The organism is Burkholderia sp. NRF60-BP8 (genome assembly GCF_001522585.2).
In the GTDB taxonomy this organism is placed as follows: Bacteria; Pseudomonadota; Gammaproteobacteria; order Burkholderiales; family Burkholderiaceae; genus Burkholderia.
In genome coordinates this window covers 1,287,645-1,306,953 of the sequence record NZ_CP013373.1, presented here as the reverse complement: position 1 = coordinate 1,306,953, position 19,309 = coordinate 1,287,645, and the positions used below count along the sequence as shown (strand labels likewise).

18 protein-coding genes are annotated in these 19,309 nt (G+C 68.7%); 7 read left to right on the top strand and 11 right to left on the bottom strand.

What is annotated here, in order from left to right:
* Positions 1 to 2: 2 nt before the first annotated feature.
* Positions 3 to 920, bottom strand: coding sequence for a 3-hydroxyacyl-CoA dehydrogenase NAD-binding domain-containing protein (locus WS54_RS19445; protein WP_059782613.1), 918 nt, complete (start codon positions 918 to 920; stop codon positions 3 to 5).
* A gap of 246 nt (positions 921 to 1,166) precedes the next feature.
* Here WS54_RS19445 and WS54_RS19440 point away from each other — a divergent pair, with 246 nt between their 5' ends.
* Together WS54_RS19440 and WS54_RS19435 are read left to right on the top strand one after the other, a co-directional pair.
* On the top strand, positions 1,167 to 1,607 hold the full coding sequence (locus WS54_RS19440) for an Hsp20/alpha crystallin family protein (RefSeq protein WP_034206926.1): 441 nt from the start codon (positions 1,167 to 1,169) through the stop codon (positions 1,605 to 1,607).
* A 17-nt stretch (positions 1,608 to 1,624) separates the two neighbouring features.
* Positions 1,625 to 2,035 (top strand): Hsp20/alpha crystallin family protein, encoded by a 411-nt coding sequence (locus WS54_RS19435; protein WP_059782611.1) that lies wholly within the window; start codon positions 1,625 to 1,627, stop codon positions 2,033 to 2,035.
* A 112-nt stretch (positions 2,036 to 2,147) separates the two neighbouring features.
* Here the strand turns inward: WS54_RS19435 and WS54_RS19430 are convergent, their stop codons facing one another.
* Both WS54_RS19430 and WS54_RS19425 read right to left on the bottom strand, forming a co-directional pair.
* Entirely contained in the window at positions 2,148 to 2,447 is a 300-nt protein-coding gene (locus tag WS54_RS19430; RefSeq protein ID WP_059782609.1) for a TFIIB-type zinc ribbon-containing protein, read from the bottom strand.
* 90 nt (positions 2,448 to 2,537) lie between these two features.
* Positions 2,538 to 3,293 carry a TerC family protein gene (locus tag WS54_RS19425; RefSeq protein WP_034206923.1) on the bottom strand — a complete coding sequence of 252 codons (756 nt, stop codon included), beginning with the start codon at positions 3,291 to 3,293 and terminating at the stop codon, positions 2,538 to 2,540.
* A 111-nt stretch (positions 3,294 to 3,404) separates the two neighbouring features.
* On the opposite strand from WS54_RS19425, the gene WS54_RS19420 reads away from it, so the two are divergent.
* Both WS54_RS19420 and WS54_RS19415 read left to right on the top strand, forming a co-directional pair.
* Positions 3,405 to 4,298, top strand: a complete 894-nt coding sequence (locus tag WS54_RS19420) for a LysR family transcriptional regulator (protein ID WP_059782607.1) — start codon at positions 3,405 to 3,407, stop codon at positions 4,296 to 4,298.
* A gap of 116 nt (positions 4,299 to 4,414) precedes the next feature.
* A complete protein-coding gene (locus tag WS54_RS19415) occupies positions 4,415 to 5,593 on the top strand; it encodes a DUF2242 domain-containing protein (protein ID WP_059782606.1) in 1,179 nt (392 codons plus the stop codon).
* A gap of 269 nt (positions 5,594 to 5,862) precedes the next feature.
* On the opposite strand, the gene WS54_RS19410 is transcribed toward WS54_RS19415, so the two are convergent.
* Positions 5,863 to 6,783 (bottom strand): pyridoxal-phosphate dependent enzyme, encoded by a 921-nt coding sequence (locus WS54_RS19410; RefSeq protein ID WP_059782604.1) that lies wholly within the window; start codon positions 6,781 to 6,783, stop codon positions 5,863 to 5,865.
* 165 nt (positions 6,784 to 6,948) lie between these two features.
* On the opposite strand from WS54_RS19410, the gene WS54_RS19405 reads away from it, so the two are divergent.
* Both WS54_RS19405 and WS54_RS19400 read left to right on the top strand, forming a co-directional pair.
* The gene (locus WS54_RS19405) at positions 6,949 to 7,860 is read left to right on the top strand and encodes a LysR family transcriptional regulator (protein ID WP_034206919.1); all 912 of its coding nucleotides are present in this window, start codon (positions 6,949 to 6,951) and stop codon (positions 7,858 to 7,860) included.
* A 562-nt stretch (positions 7,861 to 8,422) separates the two neighbouring features.
* Positions 8,423 to 9,622: an MFS transporter gene (locus WS54_RS19400; protein ID WP_059782601.1), complete on the top strand. Its 1,200-nt coding sequence runs from the start codon at positions 8,423 to 8,425 to the stop codon at positions 9,620 to 9,622.
* A gap of 202 nt (positions 9,623 to 9,824) precedes the next feature.
* Here WS54_RS19400 and WS54_RS19395 read toward each other — a convergent pair whose 3' ends face one another.
* The 3 genes from WS54_RS19395 to WS54_RS19385 are packed head-to-tail and all read right to left on the bottom strand — an operon-like array spanning position 9,825 to position 13,485.
* Positions 9,825 to 10,847, bottom strand: coding sequence for a histone deacetylase family protein (locus WS54_RS19395; RefSeq protein WP_059782600.1), 1,023 nt, complete (start codon positions 10,845 to 10,847; stop codon positions 9,825 to 9,827).
* Between the two features lie 24 nt (positions 10,848 to 10,871).
* Positions 10,872 to 12,143, bottom strand: a complete 1,272-nt coding sequence (locus tag WS54_RS19390) for a Zn-dependent hydrolase (RefSeq protein ID WP_059782598.1) — start codon at positions 12,141 to 12,143, stop codon at positions 10,872 to 10,874.
* Positions 12,144 to 12,174: 31 nt separating this feature from the next.
* Complete coding sequence (locus WS54_RS19385) at positions 12,175 to 13,485, bottom strand: MFS transporter (protein WP_059782596.1); 1,311 nt, start codon at positions 13,483 to 13,485, stop codon at positions 12,175 to 12,177.
* A gap of 179 nt (positions 13,486 to 13,664) precedes the next feature.
* Here WS54_RS19385 and WS54_RS19380 point away from each other — a divergent pair, with 179 nt between their 5' ends.
* Entirely contained in the window at positions 13,665 to 14,621 is a 957-nt protein-coding gene (locus tag WS54_RS19380; protein ID WP_034206911.1) for a LysR family transcriptional regulator, read from the top strand.
* 57 nt (positions 14,622 to 14,678) lie between these two features.
* On the opposite strand, the gene WS54_RS19375 is transcribed toward WS54_RS19380, so the two are convergent.
* The 4 genes from WS54_RS19375 to speB form a co-directional block, all read right to left on the bottom strand.
* Complete coding sequence (locus WS54_RS19375) at positions 14,679 to 15,749, bottom strand: porin (RefSeq protein WP_059782595.1); 1,071 nt, start codon at positions 15,747 to 15,749, stop codon at positions 14,679 to 14,681.
* Between the two features lie 158 nt (positions 15,750 to 15,907).
* Positions 15,908 to 17,338 carry a purine-cytosine permease family protein gene (locus WS54_RS19370; RefSeq protein ID WP_034206909.1) on the bottom strand — a complete coding sequence of 477 codons (1,431 nt, stop codon included), beginning with the start codon at positions 17,336 to 17,338 and terminating at the stop codon, positions 15,908 to 15,910.
* Positions 17,339 to 17,873: 535 nt separating this feature from the next.
* Positions 17,874 to 18,338 carry a GNAT family N-acetyltransferase gene (locus WS54_RS19360; protein WP_059782593.1) on the bottom strand — a complete coding sequence of 155 codons (465 nt, stop codon included), beginning with the start codon at positions 18,336 to 18,338 and terminating at the stop codon, positions 17,874 to 17,876.
* On the bottom strand, positions 18,331 to 19,299 hold the full coding sequence (speB, locus tag WS54_RS19355) for an agmatinase (RefSeq protein ID WP_059782591.1): 969 nt from the start codon (positions 19,297 to 19,299) through the stop codon (positions 18,331 to 18,333). Before speB ends, WS54_RS19360 begins: the two co-directional genes overlap by 8 nt.
* Between the last annotated feature and the right edge of the window lie 10 nt (positions 19,300 to 19,309).

Genomic DNA, 19,309 nt, shown 5'->3' with positions numbered 1-19,309 from the left:
GATCAGGGCAGGAAGCTGCGGCGCCGCGCGTCGATCAGCTCGACGAGCAACCGGTCGCGCTCCGCCGCCAGTTCCTGCATCGAGCGCTCGCCCTGGATCGCGCGCAGCGCGTCGTTCAGCTTGCGATCGACTTCCGGATCGAACGAAGGCGTGCCGAGGTCGTCCCACCAGCTCGTGATCGGCCCCGACAGGTGCTCGAGGAAGTGCGCGATCCCGCCCGCGCCGCCGCCGAGGTGATAGGTCAGGCACTGCCCCATCAGCCCCCAGCGCAGGCCGGGGCCCCACGCGACGGCCTTGTCCGCATCGGCGACGCTCACGACGCCTTCGCCGACGAGGTGATACACCTCGCGAAACAGCGCGGCCGCGAGCCGATTCGCGACGTGGCCGGTCATCTCCTTGTTCAGGACGATCGTCTGCTTGCCGAGCCCGTCGTAGAAACGCTTCACGCGTGCGATCACGTCCTGGCCGGTCGCATCGCCGCCGACCAGCTCGACGAGCGGAATCAGGTGCGGCGGATTGAACGGATGCGCGATCAGGCAGCGTTCCGGATGCTTCGCGCACGCGGTCTGGATCTCGGACATCTTCAGGCCCGACGAGCTCGACGCGATCGGCACGTGCGCGGGCAGCACGCCGTCCATCTGGCGATAGAGCGCGCGCTTCAGGTCGAGTCGCTCGGGGCCGCTCTCCTGCACGAAGTCGACGCCGTCCAGCGCACGCACGAGATCGGCGTCGAACGACAGCCGCGCGGCAAGCTCGGCGGCCCGCTCGCCGAGAAACGCGGCCAGCGCGTCGCGCAGCCGCGCATCGGCCTGCGGGGCCGGGTCGGTCGCGACGACGTCGAAGCCCTGCGTCAGGTAGAAAGCGGCCCAGCTCGCGCCGATCACGCCGGCGCCGACGATCGCGATACGTCGAATGTCCATGGTTGTCCCGTGTGGTTGGTCTGCAGATATGCCGCGCCGATTGTCGCATCGAATCCCGCGCGCACGCGTCGACGCAGATTGCGCAATCCCTCTTGAAATGCGCGACGGCGGCCACTAATTAAGCGTCGTCGGGCAGTGCCTCATGCAACGCACCGCCCCCGTATCGATCCAGTGGAGCCACCCGTCGCGCCCGCCGCAGGCGCCGCGCCGTCACGTCTCCCGCGTTCCCTGTTCAGGAGGACCAACATGAGCGGTATCCATTTCGGCAACGACCTGTTCGACGAATTCGCCCGCGTGCAGCGGCAGATGGCGAGCCTGCTCGGCGAGCGCCCGTCCGGCATCCGCGCGGTGCGCCCCGGCGCCTTTCCCGCACTCAACGTCGGCGCCACCGACGATGCGATCGAGATCGTCGCATTCGCGCCCGGCATGGCCGCGGCCGATTTCGACGTATCGATCGACAAGGATCTGCTGACGATCAGCGGCGAGCGCAAACCGGCGCCGCGTACCGAAGGCGACGACGTGCGCACGTATGCGCAGGAGCGCTTTCACGGCGCGTTCCGCCGCGTGGTCGAACTGCCGCGCGACGCGGACCCCGACCAGGTCAGCGCCCGCTACGAAAACGGCTGCCTGCTGATTCGCGTCGGCCGGCGCGAAGCATCGAAGCCGCGCGCGATCACCATTCAGTAAACCTTCAGGATACCGACATGAACACGAATCCGACCCTGGCCGAACGCCACCCGGGCACCGTTCACGCTGCCGCCGCCGAAGCCGCCCGCCGGCCCGCGATCACCCCGTCCGTCGACATCGTCGAGGGTTCGCGCGGCGTCACACTGCGCGCCGACCTGCCCGGCGTGCCGCGCGAGAACCTCGACGTGAAGGTGCACGACAATACGCTGACGATCGAAGCCGCCACGCACATCGACGCGCCGGCCGAGCTGCGCGTACGGCACGCGGAAGTGCGGGCGACGCGCTATGCGCGGTCCTTCGTGCTGAGCGCCGATCTCGACACGTCGCGGATCGACGCGAACCTGCGCGACGGCGTGCTGACGCTGACGATTCCGCGCCGCGAGGAAACGCGCCCGCGCCGCATCGACGTGACGGCCGGCAATGCGTAAAGGTCGATGCGCGTCCTGACACGACGCGCGTGAAAAAGCCCCGCACCGGCGCGATGCCGGGCGGGGCTTTGTTGCATCGAGCCGCGCGCATTCGGGCGCGCGGACGGCAGATTCAATCGAAATCGAACAGGTCGAACACCGACTTCTTGCGACGCCGGCCGTCGTGCCGGTATCGCTCGTCGTGCGAGCGGCCGTCGCGCCCCCAGCCGTCGTCGCGGCCGTGCTGCGCGTACGCATCGCGTTGCGCCGGCGTGTCGCGGCGAGCCGGCGCGTCATCGGTTTCGCGGGCGATCAGCTTGTCGAGTTCGCCGCGATCGAGCCATACGCCGCGGCAGGTCGGACAGTAGTCGATCTCGATCGACTGGCGCTCGGCCATCAGCAGGTCGGGCGTCTTGCAGACAGGGCATTTCATCGCATTTCTCCTTTCCGTTCGAATTTCATTCGGAATCCGTATGAGGTGAAAGAGCCGGCCGCTGCGGCGGCCGGCGTCACGCGTGCCGCGTCAGTCGCGCGCCACGTGCGCCGCCCGCTTCGCCTTCGCGCGCCGCGCCAGCATGTTCATGCCCTCGACGAACGCCGAGAACGCCATCGCCGCATAGATGTACCCCTTCGGCACGTGCGAACCGAATCCTTCGGCGATCAGCGTCATGCCGATCACGACCAGGAACGACAGCGCGAGCATCACGATCGTCGGGTTGCGGTCGATGAAGCGTGCGAGCGGCTGCGCGGCGAACAGCATCACGGCCACGGCGACGATCACGGCGACGAACATGATCGGGACGTGCTCGGTCATGCCGATCGCGGTCACGATGCTGTCGATCGAGAACACGATGTCGAGCATCACGATCTGTCCGATCGCGGCCCACACCGTCAGGCCGGCCGCACCGACGGCCCCGCCCGCGCCGTTACCGTCGTGCGACACGTGGTGATGGATCTCGGTGGTCGCCTTCCACACGAGGAACAGGCCGCCCGACAGCAGGATCATGTCGCGCCACGAGAACGCATGGTCGAACAGCGTGAACACGGGTTCGGTGAGGCTCGCGATCCACGCGACGCTGCCCAGCAACGCGAGGCGCATCACCAGCGCGAGCGCGATGCCGAGGCGCTGCGTCCGCGCGCGCTGCGCCTCGGGCAGCTTGTTGCTGAGGATCGAGATGAAGATCAGGTTGTCGATGCCGAGCACGACTTCCATCACGACGAGCGTGAGGAGCGCGGCCCAGACGGCGGGGTCGGCGGCAAGCGTCAGCAGGTAGTCCATGGAATGGGCCGATACGAAAGTGGAAAGCCCGATGATATGCCGCCCCCACACTTCGGAAAAATCAGAGAGAATCTGACATTAGGTTCGGTTTTTACGATATATCCTGCTCCGATGCTGAATTTTCGACATCTGTACTATTTCTGGGTCGTCGTGAAGGAAGGCGGCTTCGCGCGTGCGGCCGCCCGGCTGGACATGGCCGTGCAGACGATCAGCGCGCAGGTGCGCGAACTGGAGAAATCGCTCGGGCACCAGTTGCTGCGGCCGGCCGGGCGCGGCGTCGCGATGACCGACGCGGGGCAAGCCGCCTTCGCGCGCGCGGAGGTCATCTTCGAGATGGGCCGGCTGATTCCCGACGACGTACGCGCGGCGGCCAGCCAGCCGACCGTGCGGCTCGCGGTCGGCCTCGCGGACGGCATCTCCAAGCTCGCCGCGCACGCGATCCTGGCCCCGGTGCTCGACACGCCCACGCTGCGGCTGCTGTGCCACGAGGGCGAGCACGACGCGCTGCTCGCGGAACTCGCGCTGCATCATCTGGATCTCGTGCTGGCCGGTCAAGGCGCGCCGTCCGGGTCGAACCTGCGCGTGACGAGCGAGCGCCTCGTCGCGTCGCCGGTCGACTGGTACGGGCCCGCGGCACTCGTCACGCCGAGCGCACGGCAGCGCTTTCCGCAGTGCCTCGCCGGCCTGCCGGTGCTGCTGCCGACCGCGCATTCGGCATTGCGCGCGCGTCTCGACCGGTGGCTGGAAAGCGAGCGGATCGTGCCGCGGGTGGCCGGAGAGTTCGAGGACAGCGCGCTGATGGCCGTGTTCGCGGCGCGCGGCCTCGGCGTGTTTCCGCTGAGCGAACTCGGCGCGAACGATGCGTCGCTGTTGCGCGGGCTCAGGCGGCTCGGCCGGGCGGGCGACGTGACCGAGGAAATCCACGCGATCCGCTCGCGGCGCGGCGAACATCATCCGCTGACGTCGCGCTTGCTGGCCGCGGCGCACGGCGCGCCGGCCGTCTGAAGCGAGCGCGACATCAAACGAAACTATAATGTCGCCCCGGCCACACGAGACGTGTGTGCACGCCCATCCGGGCACCACCCTTGCGCCGCCTCTCGCCGAGCCTTCTGAAAGACGCCATGCACAACCGATTTCGCCTGTTTTCCGTTTCGTGCGCGCTCGCGGCCGCGACCGTGCTGGCGGCATGCTCGTCGCCGCCCAAGCCGATCTACCAGCAGGAACAGTTCGACGCGACCAGCAGCCCGTATGCGCATACGTTCCACTCGAAATCCGACGCGGCCTGCGAGGCCGCGCGGCGCGCGCTGCTGAGCCAGGGCTACGTGGTGTCGTCGTCGCGCAACGATGCCGTCGACGGCAGCAAGAATTTCCAGCCGAGCAACGACATGCACGTCGTGATCGAGTTTCACGTCGTGTGCGCGGATGCGAATGCGGACGGCTCGTCGAGCATCGCGTACGTGAACGCCGTGCAGGACCGCTATACGCTGAAGAAGTCGAATACGTCGGCCAGCGTCGGCCTCAGCGTGTTCGGCTCGCTGTCGCTGCCGATCGGGTCGAGCGACGATGCGCTCGTCAAGACCGCGAGCGAGACGATTCCCGCCGGCGTGTTCTATGAGCGCTTCTTCAATCTCGTCGACCATTTCCTGAAGATCGATCCGGCGCGCCGCGACCGTGCGACCGTGAAGGCTGCCGAGAAGGAGCCCGTCGCGCCGCTGCCCGAGCCCGCGCCGACGCCGCAGGGCGAGCCGATGAAGATGACGACGCCGGTCGTGCCGACGCCGCCCGCGGCGCCGGTGCCGCTTTCGGCGCCGGGCGTCGCGCCGGGGTCGGGTGCGAATGCCGTGCCGTCGGCGGCATCGGCTGTCGCGGCGCCTGCAACGCGCGCTGCCGCGCCGGCGGCGGCGTCCGGGTCGGTGCCGGCTTCGGGCGCCGCGCCCGCAGCGGCGTCCGCGCCTGCGCCGGCTTCGGCGGCCGGTCCGGCGCCTGCGTCGGCTCCCGCATCAGCGCCTGCTCCCGCATCAGCGCCTGTGCCGGCTTCCGGGCCGGCAACCGCGCCGGCCCCTTCGTCGACCTCAGGTTCGACGGCCGCACCGGCTTCCGCGCCCGCGTCTGCTCCGAGTCCGGCAGCAGCGCCGGCCACCGCCGCTCCGTCGTCGGCCGCGTCCGCGCCTTCGGCGGCAGCGACGGCACCCGCGTCGGCATCGGCATCGGCGCCGCCGAGCGCATCGCCTGCGCCGGCTGCCGCCGATCCGGTCGCATCGTCCGCGCCGTCCGGCGCGAGCGCGCCAACCGCGCACTGATCGCCCTCCCGTATCGTCGCGCCCGGGCGAATGCACCGTAGCGCGACGGTACGCCTCCCTTCCGCGTCATTCCCCGAAACCGTTCACGTCCATGCGGCCGTACGCCCGCCGCGCATGGCCGCGCGGGATTGAAGGGATGACGGCGAGGTAACGCCGACGCATCGCCGCTGGCCGCACGCGGCCCAAAACCGCAGTTCACCACACGCGACGATCACAGACGGCCCGCCGTCTCGCCGTCTCGCGACTGTGCTGTCCGCCGGCGCCGTTGCCTACCGCAACGTCGCGCGCAGCGTCTGCAAATGCTCGACGGTCGTGGTCACGCCGCCGCAGACGATCACCGCGATGTCCGCTGCCGACGCGAGCACCGGCACCGGCCGCTCCAGCGCGGCCAGCGCAGCGCCGCACGCAGGCTCGACGACGATCCTGTGTTCGTCGAGAAACCGCAGCGATGCAGCCACCGCGTCGGCATCGGACACGACGACCGGATGGATCGCGTGGCGTGTCGCCCATTCGACCGCCGCGTCGCACGGCCGCTTCGCGCCGAGCGTCGTCGCGATGCTCGCGATGGCCGCCAGTTCGACCGGACACCCCTGCGCGAGCGAGCGCGCGTAGCAGTCGGCGCCTTCCGTCTCGGCCGCGACGACCGGCACGTCGTACCAGCCGTTGCGCGCCAGCCCTTCGAGCACGCCGCACAGCAGACCGCCGCCGCCGACCGCGAGCACGACCGCGTCGGGCTTCGGGCCTACCGCCGCCATCTCGTCGATCATCGTCGCGTGCCCCTGCCACAGGATGCGGTCGTCGAACGGATGCACGAACGCGTCGTGCTCGCCGAGCGCCGACTGCGCGAACGCGTTCGCCTCCGCCCAGCTCGCGCCGTGCACCACGAGTTCCGCGCCTTCGACGCGGATCAGCTCGCGCGCCCGGGCCGACGTGCTTTCCGGCACGACGACGCGCACCGGCACGCCCAGCTCGCGGCCGCAATACGCGACCGCGATGCCCGCGTTGCCGCCCGACGACGACACGAACCGCCGGGCCCCGTCCGCCTGGCGCGCCTCGCAGACGGCGCCGATGCCGCGCAGCTTGAACGAGCCTGACGGCTGCAGCGCATCGAGCTTCAGCCGGATGACCTTGCCGAGCCGACGGGACGCGATGGGCGAGCGGATATAAGGAGTCGGGATATGAAGCGGCATGGGACGGGACGCAATGAGGACGGAGGAAAACGCACGCGACGCGCGACGAAGCGAATGCGGCAACGACGGTGGTCATCGTACGGCACGCTCGTCATGCTTTCCAATACCATCGAATGGCGTTTGCTATGCTTGGCAGGCATATCCACTCACCGGACCGGACACCGCATGCGCCAGATCGAACTGCGTCACCTGCGCTACTTCGTCGCCGTCGCCCAAGCCGGCAGCGTGATGGCCGGCGCCCGCGCGGCCGGCATCGTGCAGCCGGCGCTGTCGCGGCAGATCCGCGAGCTCGAGGACGCGATCGGCACGCCGCTGCTGATTCGCCGCGCGACGGGCGTCACGCTCACGGCGGCCGGCACGAGCTTCCTGCACGACGCGACCGGTCTGCTCGCGATGCTGCAGGACAGCCGCGAGCGCGCGTTGCGCAGTGCGGCCGGCCAGCTCGGCGAACTGCGGCTCGGCGCGCTGCCGAACTGCCTGCCGTTGCCGGTCGTCGCGAACGTCCTGAAGGCGTTTCGCGACGCGTGCCCGGACGTGAAACTGTCGATCGCGCCGATGCTGTCGGCCGAACAGGCGAACGCGCTGATGCGCGGCCAGCTCGACGCCGGGATCATGGCGTGGCGTCGCGAGGAAGCGCCGCACCTGACGGGCGTACGGCTGTTGAGCGATCGCTTCGTGCTGGCGATGCCCGCGCCGCCGGGCGGCCGCTTCGTCGCGCCGCGCACGCTGGCCGACGTCGCGAACGAGCCGTTCGTCTGGTTCGATGCGCAGCGCTCCGCCGCGCACCACCGGTTCCTGATGACCCAGTGCCAGCAGGCCGGCTTCACGCCGCGCATCGCGCAGGTCGGCAGCGACATCCCGACGCTGATCGGTCTCGTCGCGGCCGGGATGGGCTGCGCGTTCGTGCCGGAAAGCGCGTCGCCGACCTGCCCGCGCACGGTCCGGCTCGTCGCGCTCGACGAACTCGCGAGCCGCTTCGACATCGAGTTCGTGTTCGACGGCGCGGCGGCGGCGCCGTCGCCGGTCGTCGCGCGTTTCCTGGCGGCGGTCCGCGAGGCGGCCGGCGAATCGGGCTGAACGAAGGCGGATGCATCGGCGCGCGATCGGACGACGCACGTTGCCACGCCGACGAACGGAAGGCCCATTTCCGCGATCCCGGCGTTTCTGCGGTTTTCGTGGACTAAACGACGCCATCGCGTCTTCGAAAAATCTTTCGGAACGCCGACGGACGACGCCACGACCCCGCAATTTTCAAATTGACACCAAAAACAGTCGTTTAACGCCGATTCGAATCGTCATGGCCCGAAATATACTGCGCGCGCATCCAACCCCTCGTGCCAAAGAGAGGATGCGTTTCCGCCCCGGCCACGGTCCCCCTGTGGTCGGGGCTTTTTTGCCGTCGAGCCCGGCGGTGAAAGGCTTTCCGGCTATTGCGCGACGTCGGCCATCGGCGCTCGCCTTCCCCGCCGAAGCATGGCTCCCAGGTCACGCCATGCGTTCGCCCGCACGCTGCATTGTTGACATGAAATCAAGATAATTTCGCCCGGATGCGGCTTTTTCCGCAAAAGTCATGCTGGCACACTTCACGCTGTCCTCGACGGCCTCGCGCCGTCGTTCCCCGCTTACAGGAGCTCACCGCGTGAACCCCACGACTTCCTCCCCGTCCCGCGGCGGCGCCGCCCTGCCGCTGCTCGCGCTCGCCGCCGGCGCGTTCGGCATCGGCACGACCGAGTTCTCGCCGATGGGCCTGCTGCCCGTGATCGCCGACGGCGTGCACGTGTCGATACCGCAAGCCGGCATGCTGATCAGCGCGTATGCGATCGGCGTGATGGTCGGCGCGCCGCTGATGACGCTGCTGCTCGCGCGCTGGTCGCGCCGCGCCGCGCTGATCGCGCTGATGTCGATCTTCACGATCGGCAACCTGCTGTCGGCCGTCGCACCGGACTACACGACGCTGCTGCTCGCGCGGCTCGTGACGAGTCTCAACCACGGCGCGTTCTTCGGGCTCGGCTCGGTGGTCGCGGCGAGCCTCGTGCCGCGCGACAAGCAGGCCAGCGCGGTCGCGACGATGTTCATGGGCCTGACGATTGCAAACGTCGGCGGCGTGCCGGCCGCGACCTGGCTCGGCCACCTCATCGGCTGGCGCATGTCGTTCGCGGCGACCGCCGGCCTCGGCGTGATCGCGATCGCCGGCCTGTTCGCCGCGCTGCCGAAGGGCGAAGCCGGCACGATGCCCGACCTGCGCGCCGAACTCTCCGTGCTGACGCGGCCCGTCGTGCTCGGCGCGCTCGGGACGACGGTGCTCGGCGCCGGCGCGATGTTCACGCTCTATACGTACGTCGCACCGACGCTCGAACACCTGACGGGCGCGACGCCCGGCTTCGTGACCGCGATGCTCGTGCTGATCGGAGTCGGCTTCTCGATCGGCAACGTCGCGGGCGGCCGGCTGGCCGACCGCTCGCTCGACGGCACGCTGATCGGCTTCCTGGTGCTGCTGATCGCGACGATGGCGGCGTTCCCGCTGCTCGCCGCCACGCATGCGGGCGCCGGCGTCACGCTGCTGGTCTGGGGAATCGCGACGTTCGCGGTCGTGCCGCCGCTGCAGATGCGCGTGATGCGCGCGGCCCATGAAGCGCCGGGCCTCGCGTCGGCCGTCAACATCGGCGCGTTCAACCTCGGCAACGCGGTGGGCGCCGCCGCCGGCGGTGCGGCGATCTCGGCCGGGTTCGGCTACGCGGCGGTGCCGCTCGTCGGCGCGCTGATCGCCGCCGCCGGACTCGCGCTCGTCATGCTGCAGGTCACGCAGCGCCGCCGCGCGCCGGCCGCCGCGAATTCGTGAGCACTGCGCGCCCGGACCGCCTGCCGCCTTCCGCACGCATTTTCACGGCCGCGCCATTGAACCGATCCATGAAGCTGGACTGTTGACGTCCAGGCGGTTCAATGAAAAACACCCCAAAGGCTGGATCTAGTCCAACTTTCGGGATGTGGTCCACATGCGGCCGTTTTCATTTTCGACGGACGGTCCGATTCCGCCGGCCCGGTCAGCGCCCCGTGGCAAACCCGCCGAAGAACGCGCGCGCGTTCGCATCGAGACTCTCGAGGTGATAGCCACCCTCCTGCACGATCACCGTCGGCAATCCGAGCGCGCCGATCGCGCCGCCCAGTCGCCCGAACCCGTCGGTCGTGACCGCGACCTGCGATTGCGGATCGTCCTTGTAGATGTCGAAGCCGAGCGCGAGCACGAGCGCATCGGGCTGAAACCGCGCGAGCGCGCGCAGCGCGTCGTCGAGCCGCTCGAAGAACGCCGACTCCGGCGCGCCGTGCGGCATCGGCAGGTTGAGGTTGAAGCCGGCGCCGGCGCCCGCCCCCGTCTCTTCCTCGTAGCCCGCGACGACCGGGTAGAAGTTGGTCGGGTCGCCGTGAATCGATACGTACAGCACATCGTCGCGGCCGTAGAAAATCTCCTGCACACCCTGCCCGTGATGCATGTCGGTATCGAGAATCGCGACGCGGCGATGGCGGCCGAGCAGCGCCTGCGCGGCGATCGCCGCGTTGTTCAGGTAGCAGAAGCCGCCGGCCGCGTCGCGGCGCGCATGATGACCGGGCGGCCGGCACAGCGCGTAGGCCTCGCGTGCGCCGTCGTTGACGTCGGCGGCCGCGGCCAGCGCGTCCTGCGCCGACCAGTACGCCGAGCGCCACGTATTCGCGCCCACCGGGCAACTGCCGTCGGCGAGATAGCGCGCGGCTTTCGCGAGCACGCCGCGCAGCGGGTTCGGATCGCGCACGAACACGTTCGACATCACTTCGTCGCCCCAGTCGTCGGGCATCCGCTTCCAGTCGCGGTGCGCGTCCTCGAGAAAGCGCAGGTAGTTCATGTCGTGCACGGCAGCAATCGGCGCGGCGCCGCGGTCGGCCGGCTCGCGCACGTCGAAGTCGAGCGAGCGGACGGCCGCGACGAGCCGCGCCGCGCGCTCGGGCACTTCCTGCGGCTCGCGCATCTGCCCGCGCGACAGGTAGCTGCGCGGATGGTGCAGCAGCTGTTCGGGATGGAAATAGGTTTTCATGAAGGTCCTCGTCGATTCGCCGTATCAGGCGCCGTGCGTCACGGCCGGCGCGTCGACGCGCGTCGCGATGCCCGCGCGCGCCAGCACCGCATGGAGCAGCACGTTCGTGCCGCGCGTCACGTCGTCAGGCAACGCGTCCTCGGCTTCGTTGTGCGACAGCCCGTCGACGCACGGAATGAACACCATCGCGGTCGGGCAGCGGCGCGCGAGCAGGATCGCGTCGTGGCCGGCGCCGCTCACGATCCGCTCGTGCGTGTAGCCGAATGCGGCCGCCGCCTGCGCGACCAGCCCGACGCAATCGCGGTCGAACGGCGTCGCCGGGCTGCGCCAGCAGGTATCGATCGCCACCTGCACGCCGCGCACGGCGGCGACGCGCGCGCATGCGTCGCGCAGGTCGCGCTCCATCGCATCGACTTCGGCATCGTCGTGATGACGCAGGTCGACCGTGAACGTCAGGTCGCCGGCAATCGTGTTGCGCGATGCGTTGCGAATCCCGACCTGCCCGATCGTCGCGAGCCCGCGCGGCGCGTAGGCGGCGACGATCCGTTCGAGCTCGAGCGCAATCTGCGCGCTCGCGAAATACGCATCCTTGCGATACGGCATCGGCGTCGTGCCCGCGTGCGCAGCCACGCCCGTCACCGTCACGTCGAGCCAGCGGATCGCCTGCCCGCCCGTGACGACGCCGATCGTCGTGCCGTTCGCCTCGAGCACCGGCCCCTGTTCGATGTGCGCCTCGAAATACGCGTCGACCGCGCCGCCCGTTGCGCGCGTGCCGCGATAGCCGCACGCGTCGAGCGCCGCGCCGAGCGTGACGCCGTCGGCGTCCTGCGTCGCGAGCGCGTCGTCGAGCGGCAACGCGCCCGTGAACACGGCCGAACCGAGCATCGCCGGCGCGAAGCGCGCGCCTTCCTCGTTGGTCCACGACACGATCTCGAGCGGCTTGTCGGTCGCGATGCCCGCGTCGTTCAGCGTGCGCACGAGTTCGAGCGCGGCGAGCACACCGTAGACGCCGTCGAAGCGGCCGCCTTCGGGCTGCGTGTCGAGATGGCTGCCGATCAGCACCGGCGCGGCGTGCGCATCGGCGCCGTCGCGCCGGGCGAACAGGTTGCCGACGGCATCGACGCTCACCGCCAGCCCCGCGTCGCGGCACCATTGCGCGAACAGATCGCGTCCGCGCCGGTCGTCATCGGTGAGCGCGACGCGCCGCACGCCGCCGCGCGGTGTCGCGCCGACGCGCGCCATGTCGGCCAGGCTGCGCCACAAGCGGGCGCCGTCGATTTCCAGCAGGTCGTTCATAAGCATTCCCGATCGATTCGTTCGTTGAGGTTCAATGCGAGCCGAGCGCTTCGGCGGCGGCCGGCCGCGCGGCGCGGCGCGCATCGAGCGCGACGATGCAGAGCAGCGAAATGCCGGCGAGACACGTGTAGAACACCGCGAGCGGCCACCACTGGCCCGTGAAGCGATGCGCGAGCCACGTGCCGACGAGCGGCGTCAGGCCGCCCGCGATCGCGCCGCAAATCTGGTAAGCGAGCGAGATCGCCGAATAACGCACGTGTGCGGGAAACACGTCGCTGACGAAACCCGCGATCACCGAGTAGAAGCCGGCCATGCAGACGACGGCGAGCGCGATGCCCGCGACCAGCGAAGCGGACGTGCCGCCCTGCACGAGCATGAACATCGGATACGGCGACAGCATCGCGAGCAGTGCCGCGAGTTTCAGGAAGCGCGCCCCGCCGATGCGCTCGGCGATCCATGCGGCGAGCGGCTGCGCGAAGAACTGGATGATCGCGACCGCGAACAGGCTGTCGAGGATCAGCGAGCGCGAAACGCCGACGTACTGGGTCGTGTACGCGATCATGAACGTATTCGTGAAATAGACGCCCGCGATGCCGATCGTGTTCGCGCCGATGCAGAGCAGCACGAGCCCCGACGCAGAACGGAACACTTCCGCGACCGGCAGCTTCACCGTGCGGTTGGCTTCCTTGACCCGCGCGAATTCCGGCGACTCGTTCACGCCGAGCCGGATCAGGATGCCGACCACGAGCAGCACCGAACTCGCGAGAAACGGCAGGCGCCAGCCCCATGCGAGGAAGTCGGCCTTGTCCATCGACGTGACCGCGCGGAACGCGATCAGCGACAGGATCAGCCCGGCCGGGCTGCCGAGCTGCGCGAACGACGCGAAGAACGTGCGGCGCCCCTGCGGCGCATGCTCGCCCGCCATCAGCACCGCGCCGCCCCATTCGCCGCCGACCGCGATCCCCTGCACGATGCGCAGCGCGACGAGCAGCACCGGCGCGAGGATGCCGACCTTCGAATAATCGGGCAGCAGCCCGACGCAGACGGTCGCGACGCCCATCATCATCAGCGTCGTCATCAACGCCTTCTTGCGGCCGATGCGGTCGCCGAGATGGCCGAAGATCACGCCGCCGAGCGGACGCGCGAAGAAGCCGACCGCGAACGTCGCGAACGACGCCATCGTGCTGACGAACGGATCGTGCGACGGGAAATAGAGTTCGCCGAACACGAGCGCGGCGGCGGTCGCGTAGATGTAGAAGTCGTACCACTCGATCATCGTGCCGATGAACGCGGCCGTCGCGGCGCGTCCCGGCTGGCGGGCGGAAGGAAGGGACTGGGTCATGCGGGCTCCTGACGCACGCCGCGGCGGGGCGACGCGCAATATCGTGACGACGGCCGTCTGTCGCGGCCTCGCGCCGCACGCTGCGGCGCCCCTCCTTTATCGGCGACCGCAAATCATTAGTCAAATTTCAAGTTATTATTCATGATATAAATCGAACTAATGACCGCTCCGGAGACCCGATGCGCCCCGATCTCGCCCCGTTCCTGAACGACCGCCTCGACTGGAACCTGCTGCGCACCTATCTGGTGATCATGCAGGAGCGCAGCGTGAGCCGCGCGGCCGCGCGCCTGCACGTCACGCAGCCGGCCGTCAGCCAGGCGCTGCGGCGGCTCGAGGAGACGCTCGAGCGCCGGCTGATCGAGCGGCGCGGCGCGCACTTCGCGCCGACGCCGGCCGGCGAAGCCGTGTACCGGATCGCGAGCGACATCTACGGCGGCATCTCGCGCCTCGAGACCGAAATCGACGACAGCACGGCCGACTTGACCGGCTCGATCCGGCTGCTGACGGTGAGCCGCATCGAGTCGCCCGTCTACGACGAGTTCCTCGCGGATTTCCATCGTGCGTATCCGCGTATCGATCTGCAGATCGAAGTGATGCGCTCGTCGGACATCCTGTCGTCGCTGCTGCAGAAAACGGCCACGGCCGGGCTCGGCCTGTGCCGCACGCCGCACGACAAGCTGGAGATGCGCTGCTTCCTGCGCCAGCGCTACGCGATCTACTGCGGCCGCCATCACCGGCTGTTCGGGCAGACGCAGTTGCGGATGGACGACCTGCTCGCGGAGAATTTCGTGTCGTTCACGAGCGACCAGATCGGCGACAGCCTGTCGCCGCTCACCGTGTTCCGCGACCAGAGAGGCTTCACGGGGCGCATCGTCGCGTCGTCGCCGAGCCTCGAGGAAGTGCGGCGGCTGATCTTCGCGGGCTATGGGATCGGTTGCCTGCCCGAGCACATCGTGCGCGACGACATCGCGCAACAACGGCTGTGGCGGCTACCGCCCGACGACGGGCTCGTCGATGTCGACGTGTTCCTGCTGTGGCATCGCGACCGCAAGATGAATGCGGCCGAGCACGCGTTTCTCGATGCGATGGAGCGCTGCATGCAGCGCTACTCGCTCGCGGAGCGGCTCGGGAAATGACGGCGCGCGTGCGGCCGGAGCACGCGCCGGGCGCCCAAGGCCCCGGCGCGTCGCGCGTTAAAAGCGATGCACGATACCGAGTTGCACGCCGCGCGCATTCGCGCCCGGGTACGCGAGCGGCAGGCCGGGGTTCGCCGCACCGGCGAGCGTGTAGCCGGCCTGGTTGCGGTTGCGCAGGTAAGACAGCGCACCGTAGAAGCTCGTGCGCTTCGACAGATCGTACTCATACATCAGCCCGAGCTGATCCGCATTGTTGCCTTGCGACGACTGGTCGTGCAGATACGCGTAACCGAGCGCGACGTAGCTGGCAGGGTTGAACTGGTATTTGACCGACAACCCGTACACGCGCGAATCGATCCCGAGGTCGGCCCACTTCACTGCGGAAAAGCCGCCGTACACGGTCGCCTTGCCGATCGCGTAAGACGCACCGGCCATGAGCGTGCGATCGGTCGCGGTCGCCGCGGCGTTCTTCAACCACTGGCCCGCGACGAACGCGCCGAACGGGCCGTGTTCGTAAGTCAGGTCGAACTGCTGGCTGGAACCGGCCGAACGTACGCCGCCCGCGTCGCCGAATCCGAAATACAGCCCGCCCTGGAAACCGGCGATCTCCGGGCTCTGGTACGACAGCGTGTTGCTCGTGCGGAACGCGAACACGGTCAGGTTGTCCATGCCGGACGCCTGCGTGACGCCGCCGAACGCATCCTGCCCGCCCTGATCGTTGAATAGCGGCGAATTCTGCCGGCCCGCGCGCACCTTGCCCCACTGTCCCGCGATGCCGACCCACGCCTGCCGGTTGAACATGCTGCCGGCGCTCGCGAGCGAGCCGTCGTTCGGATTGAAGCCGTTTTCCAGCGCGAACTCGATCTTCTGGCCGCCGCCGATATCCTCGCCGCCCTTCAATCCGAATCGACTGCCCCACTGGCCGCCCGAGTTGATCGCGGCCGTATAGCCGTTGCCCGTATTCACGTACTGCGCGAATTCGTCGATCACGCCGTACAGCGTGACGCCGTCCTGCGCGCGCGCAGCGCCCGAACCGGCGACGCAGGCGATCGCCACCGCGACACGAACACCGGCGTGCACCGGCTGCGCGCGGCCATCGATACCACGCACTTCACTATGCTTAGTCATACTATTCAATGGACAGAGGTTGAAACGATGCGTGGCGCGGCACGAATGCCGCACCGCCATCGCGGGATACGGGATTGCGTCGACAGCGCCCGGCGCAGGCTGCGCCCGGCTTCGCGCTCAGGCCGGCGGCTTGCCGGTCCGATGCGCGAGACGTGTCGTCAGTGGTGGACTTCGCCGCGTTCGAGCGGCAGGATCAGTCGCTCGGGAATGCTGCGTCGCGACGCGCGGGCGCCGACGTAATACAGCACGGCCGGCACGACGAGGCCGAGGATCCACGAGATGTCGGTGCCGCCGAGTGCATCGACGAGCGGCCCCGTGTAGATGTGCGTCGACATGAACGGCAACTGCACCAGGATGCCGATCACGTAGATCGCGATGGCCATCGCGTTCCAGCGGCCGTAGCGGCCATCCGGATCGGACAGCGCCGGCACGTCGTAGCGCGACCGCGTGAAGCAGTAGTAGTCGACCAGGTTGATCGCGCTCCACGGCGTGAAGAACGCGAGCAAGAACAGGATGAACGCGGTGAATTCCTTCAGGAACGAATGACGGCCCGCGAGCGCGATCAGCGTCGACACGCAGATCATCCCGAAGATGTAGACGAGGCGGCTCTTCGACGATACCGCGCCCTTGCCGCGAAAACCGCTGACGATCGTGGCCATCGACATGAAGCTGCCGTACGCGTTGAGCGCCGTCACCGTCACCTTGCCGAACGCGATGCTGAGATACAGCAGCGCGGCCACGGCGCCCGTCGAGCCCAGGCCGACGATGTACGACACTTCATGGTGCGCGAACTGGCTGCCGGCGAGCGCGGCCGCGAACACGCCGAACACCATCGCCGCCTGTGCGCCGATCACCGAGCCGAGGCCGACCGCGAGAAACGTCGCGACCGACGACGTCGAGCGCGGCAGATAGCGCGAATAGTCGGCCACGTACGGGCCGAACGCGATCTGCCACGACGCTGACAGCGACATCGCGAGCAGGAAACTCGGCAGCGAGAAATGCCGGTTCGCGAGCAGCGCGCCGATGTCGTGGTTCGCGAACAATTGCGCGAACATGTAGACGAACGCGACGATGCCGACCACGCTCGCGATCCGGCCGACGAAATGGATCGCGCGATAGCCAAACACGGTCAGCACCACGATCACGGCCGCGAACAGCAGGATGCCGGCCGCGTCGTCGACGTGCAGCAGTTGCGCGACGGCCTGCCCGGCCAGCACCGAGCCGCTCGCGGAAAAGCCGATGTACATCAGGCACACCAGCACGATCGGGATCATCGCGCCGTACACGCCGAACTGCACGCGGCTCGAGATCATCTGCGGCAGACCGAGCTGCGGCCCCTGCGCACCGTGCAGCGCCATCACCGCGCCGCCGACGAGCTGGCCGAGCAGCAGCGCGACCAGCGACCAGAACACGTCGCCGCCGAGCACGACCGCGAGCGCGCCCGTGACGATGGCCGTGATCTGCATGTTCGCCGACAGCCACAGCGTGAACTGGCTCAGCACGCCGCCGTGGCGCTCGGCGTCGGGAATGAAGTCGATCGAGCGAACCTCGATCAGTCCGCCGGCTTTTCCACTGGAATTCGTTGACACGGGTCAATCTCCAAAATACTCAGGATCACATATGGTTTGAACGAGACGGGAAACTGCGAGCCGCCCTTTCGGCTCGGCGAATGCGGGGCGCCGTGGATCGCCGGCATGCGCCACGCACGCAGGGTCTGCCCGCTGGCGCGCAAAGCGGCACGACGCGTGCCGACATTGCCAGCGGATGATCTTGTATATACAACTTGCGAGATATCGGTGATTACCCGATATCGATCGACTTTCGAAATTGTCCGAGCAATCGCGGTCTACCTGCGCAGGTTTTGCCACAAGCCGGGCGTCGGGAAAGTGAAAGCTCGATCGGGGGTGGCCGGCCAGGCGTGGCTGCCATGGCGCCGGCGGGAGGAGGTGCGGCAGGTGTCGTGCGGCGTCGATGTCGCGCGCGCCGCCACGCGTTGGCGTCGTGGCGACGCAGCGCCACGACGTCGCGCGGTCGGCGCGCGCATGCGGCAATGACCCGATTGCGTGGTCTGACCAAGCAGTTGTCCGAACCGGGGAAGCGTCGAGATCCGAACAACGCGTCCGATCAGCCGCGCTGCCCGACCTGAAACGTGAGGATCTCGTCCCCCGCGTCGTCCAGCTCGCCGGTCGGCGTCCAGCCGAGGTGACGATAAAACCCGTACGCGCGCGACGCGGGATCGGTCGAGCAGCCGAGAAACAGCGACGTGATGCCGTTCGCCGCGAAATCGTCGATCACATGCCGCAGCAACCGCTTGCCGATTCCCGCTCCTTCGTACTCGGGCAGCATCGCGAGCACGACGATCTCGCCCGAGACGGTGTTGCCGAAGCAGTAGCCGACCATGCATCCGCGCGCGCAGCACACGTGGCCCGAGAACAGCCCGTCGCGGATACCGTCGTCCCAGCTTTCGACGGTGATGCCGAGCGCGCGCAACTGCGCTTCGGTGAACGCGTTCTCGCGGGTGCGTGCCCGCAGCGCGATGCATTCGGCGGCGTCGCCGGGAACGGCCTTGCGCCAGGTGAGGTCATCCATCGATCGACGCGTCCTTTTTCTGCCGCCGGCGCGACGCATACAGGCAGATCAGCTCCAGCGCGATCGTCGCACCGGCCAGCGACGTGATTTCCGCATGATCGTACGGCGGCGACACTTCGACCACGTCCATACCGACCAGGTCGATGCCGTCGAGGTGACGCAGGATTTCGAACGCCTGATGGCTCGACAGGCCGCCCGAGACCGGCGTCCCGGTGCCCGGCGCGAACGCCGGATCGAGACAGTCGATGTCGAACGTCAGGTACACCGGACGATCGCCGACGCGCTCGCGAATGCGCGCGGCGACCGCGGCGGGCGTCGACCCATGCACGTGGCGCGCATCCTGGATGTCGAACCCCATCGGTTCGTCGTTGGTCGTGCGGATGCCGATCTGGGCCGACCGTTCGGGCACGACCCACCCTTCCCGCGCCGCGTGATAGAACATCGTCCCGTGATCGATGCGCTTCACGCCGCGGTCGGGCCACGTGTCGGTGTGCGCGTCGAAATGCACGAGCGACAGCGGCCCGTGCACCTTCGCATGCGCCTTGAGCAGCGGATACGTGATGAAGTGATCGCCGCCGAGCGTCAGCATCGCGCAGCCACGCGCGAGAATCGCGTCGGCATGCCGCTCGATCGCGCCCGGCACCGATTCGGGCTGCCCGAGATCGAACGCGCAATCACCGTAATCGACCGCGGCCAGCACGTCGAACGGATCGAACGACCACGGCCACGGGCGCTCCCACGCGATGCCCGTCGACGCGATCCGCAACCCGCGCGGGCCGAACCGCGTGCCGGGACGGTGCGATGCGGCGGAATCGAACGGCACGCCGGTGATCGCGAGATCGACGCCGTCGAGATCGCGGCTGAAACGCCGGCGCATGAAGCTCGTCGCGCCCGCGAAACTCGGTTCGGCCCGGGTGCCGTAGAGGCTGTCGCGCGTGAACGCGAAATCGTTCTGGCTCATCGTCGGATTC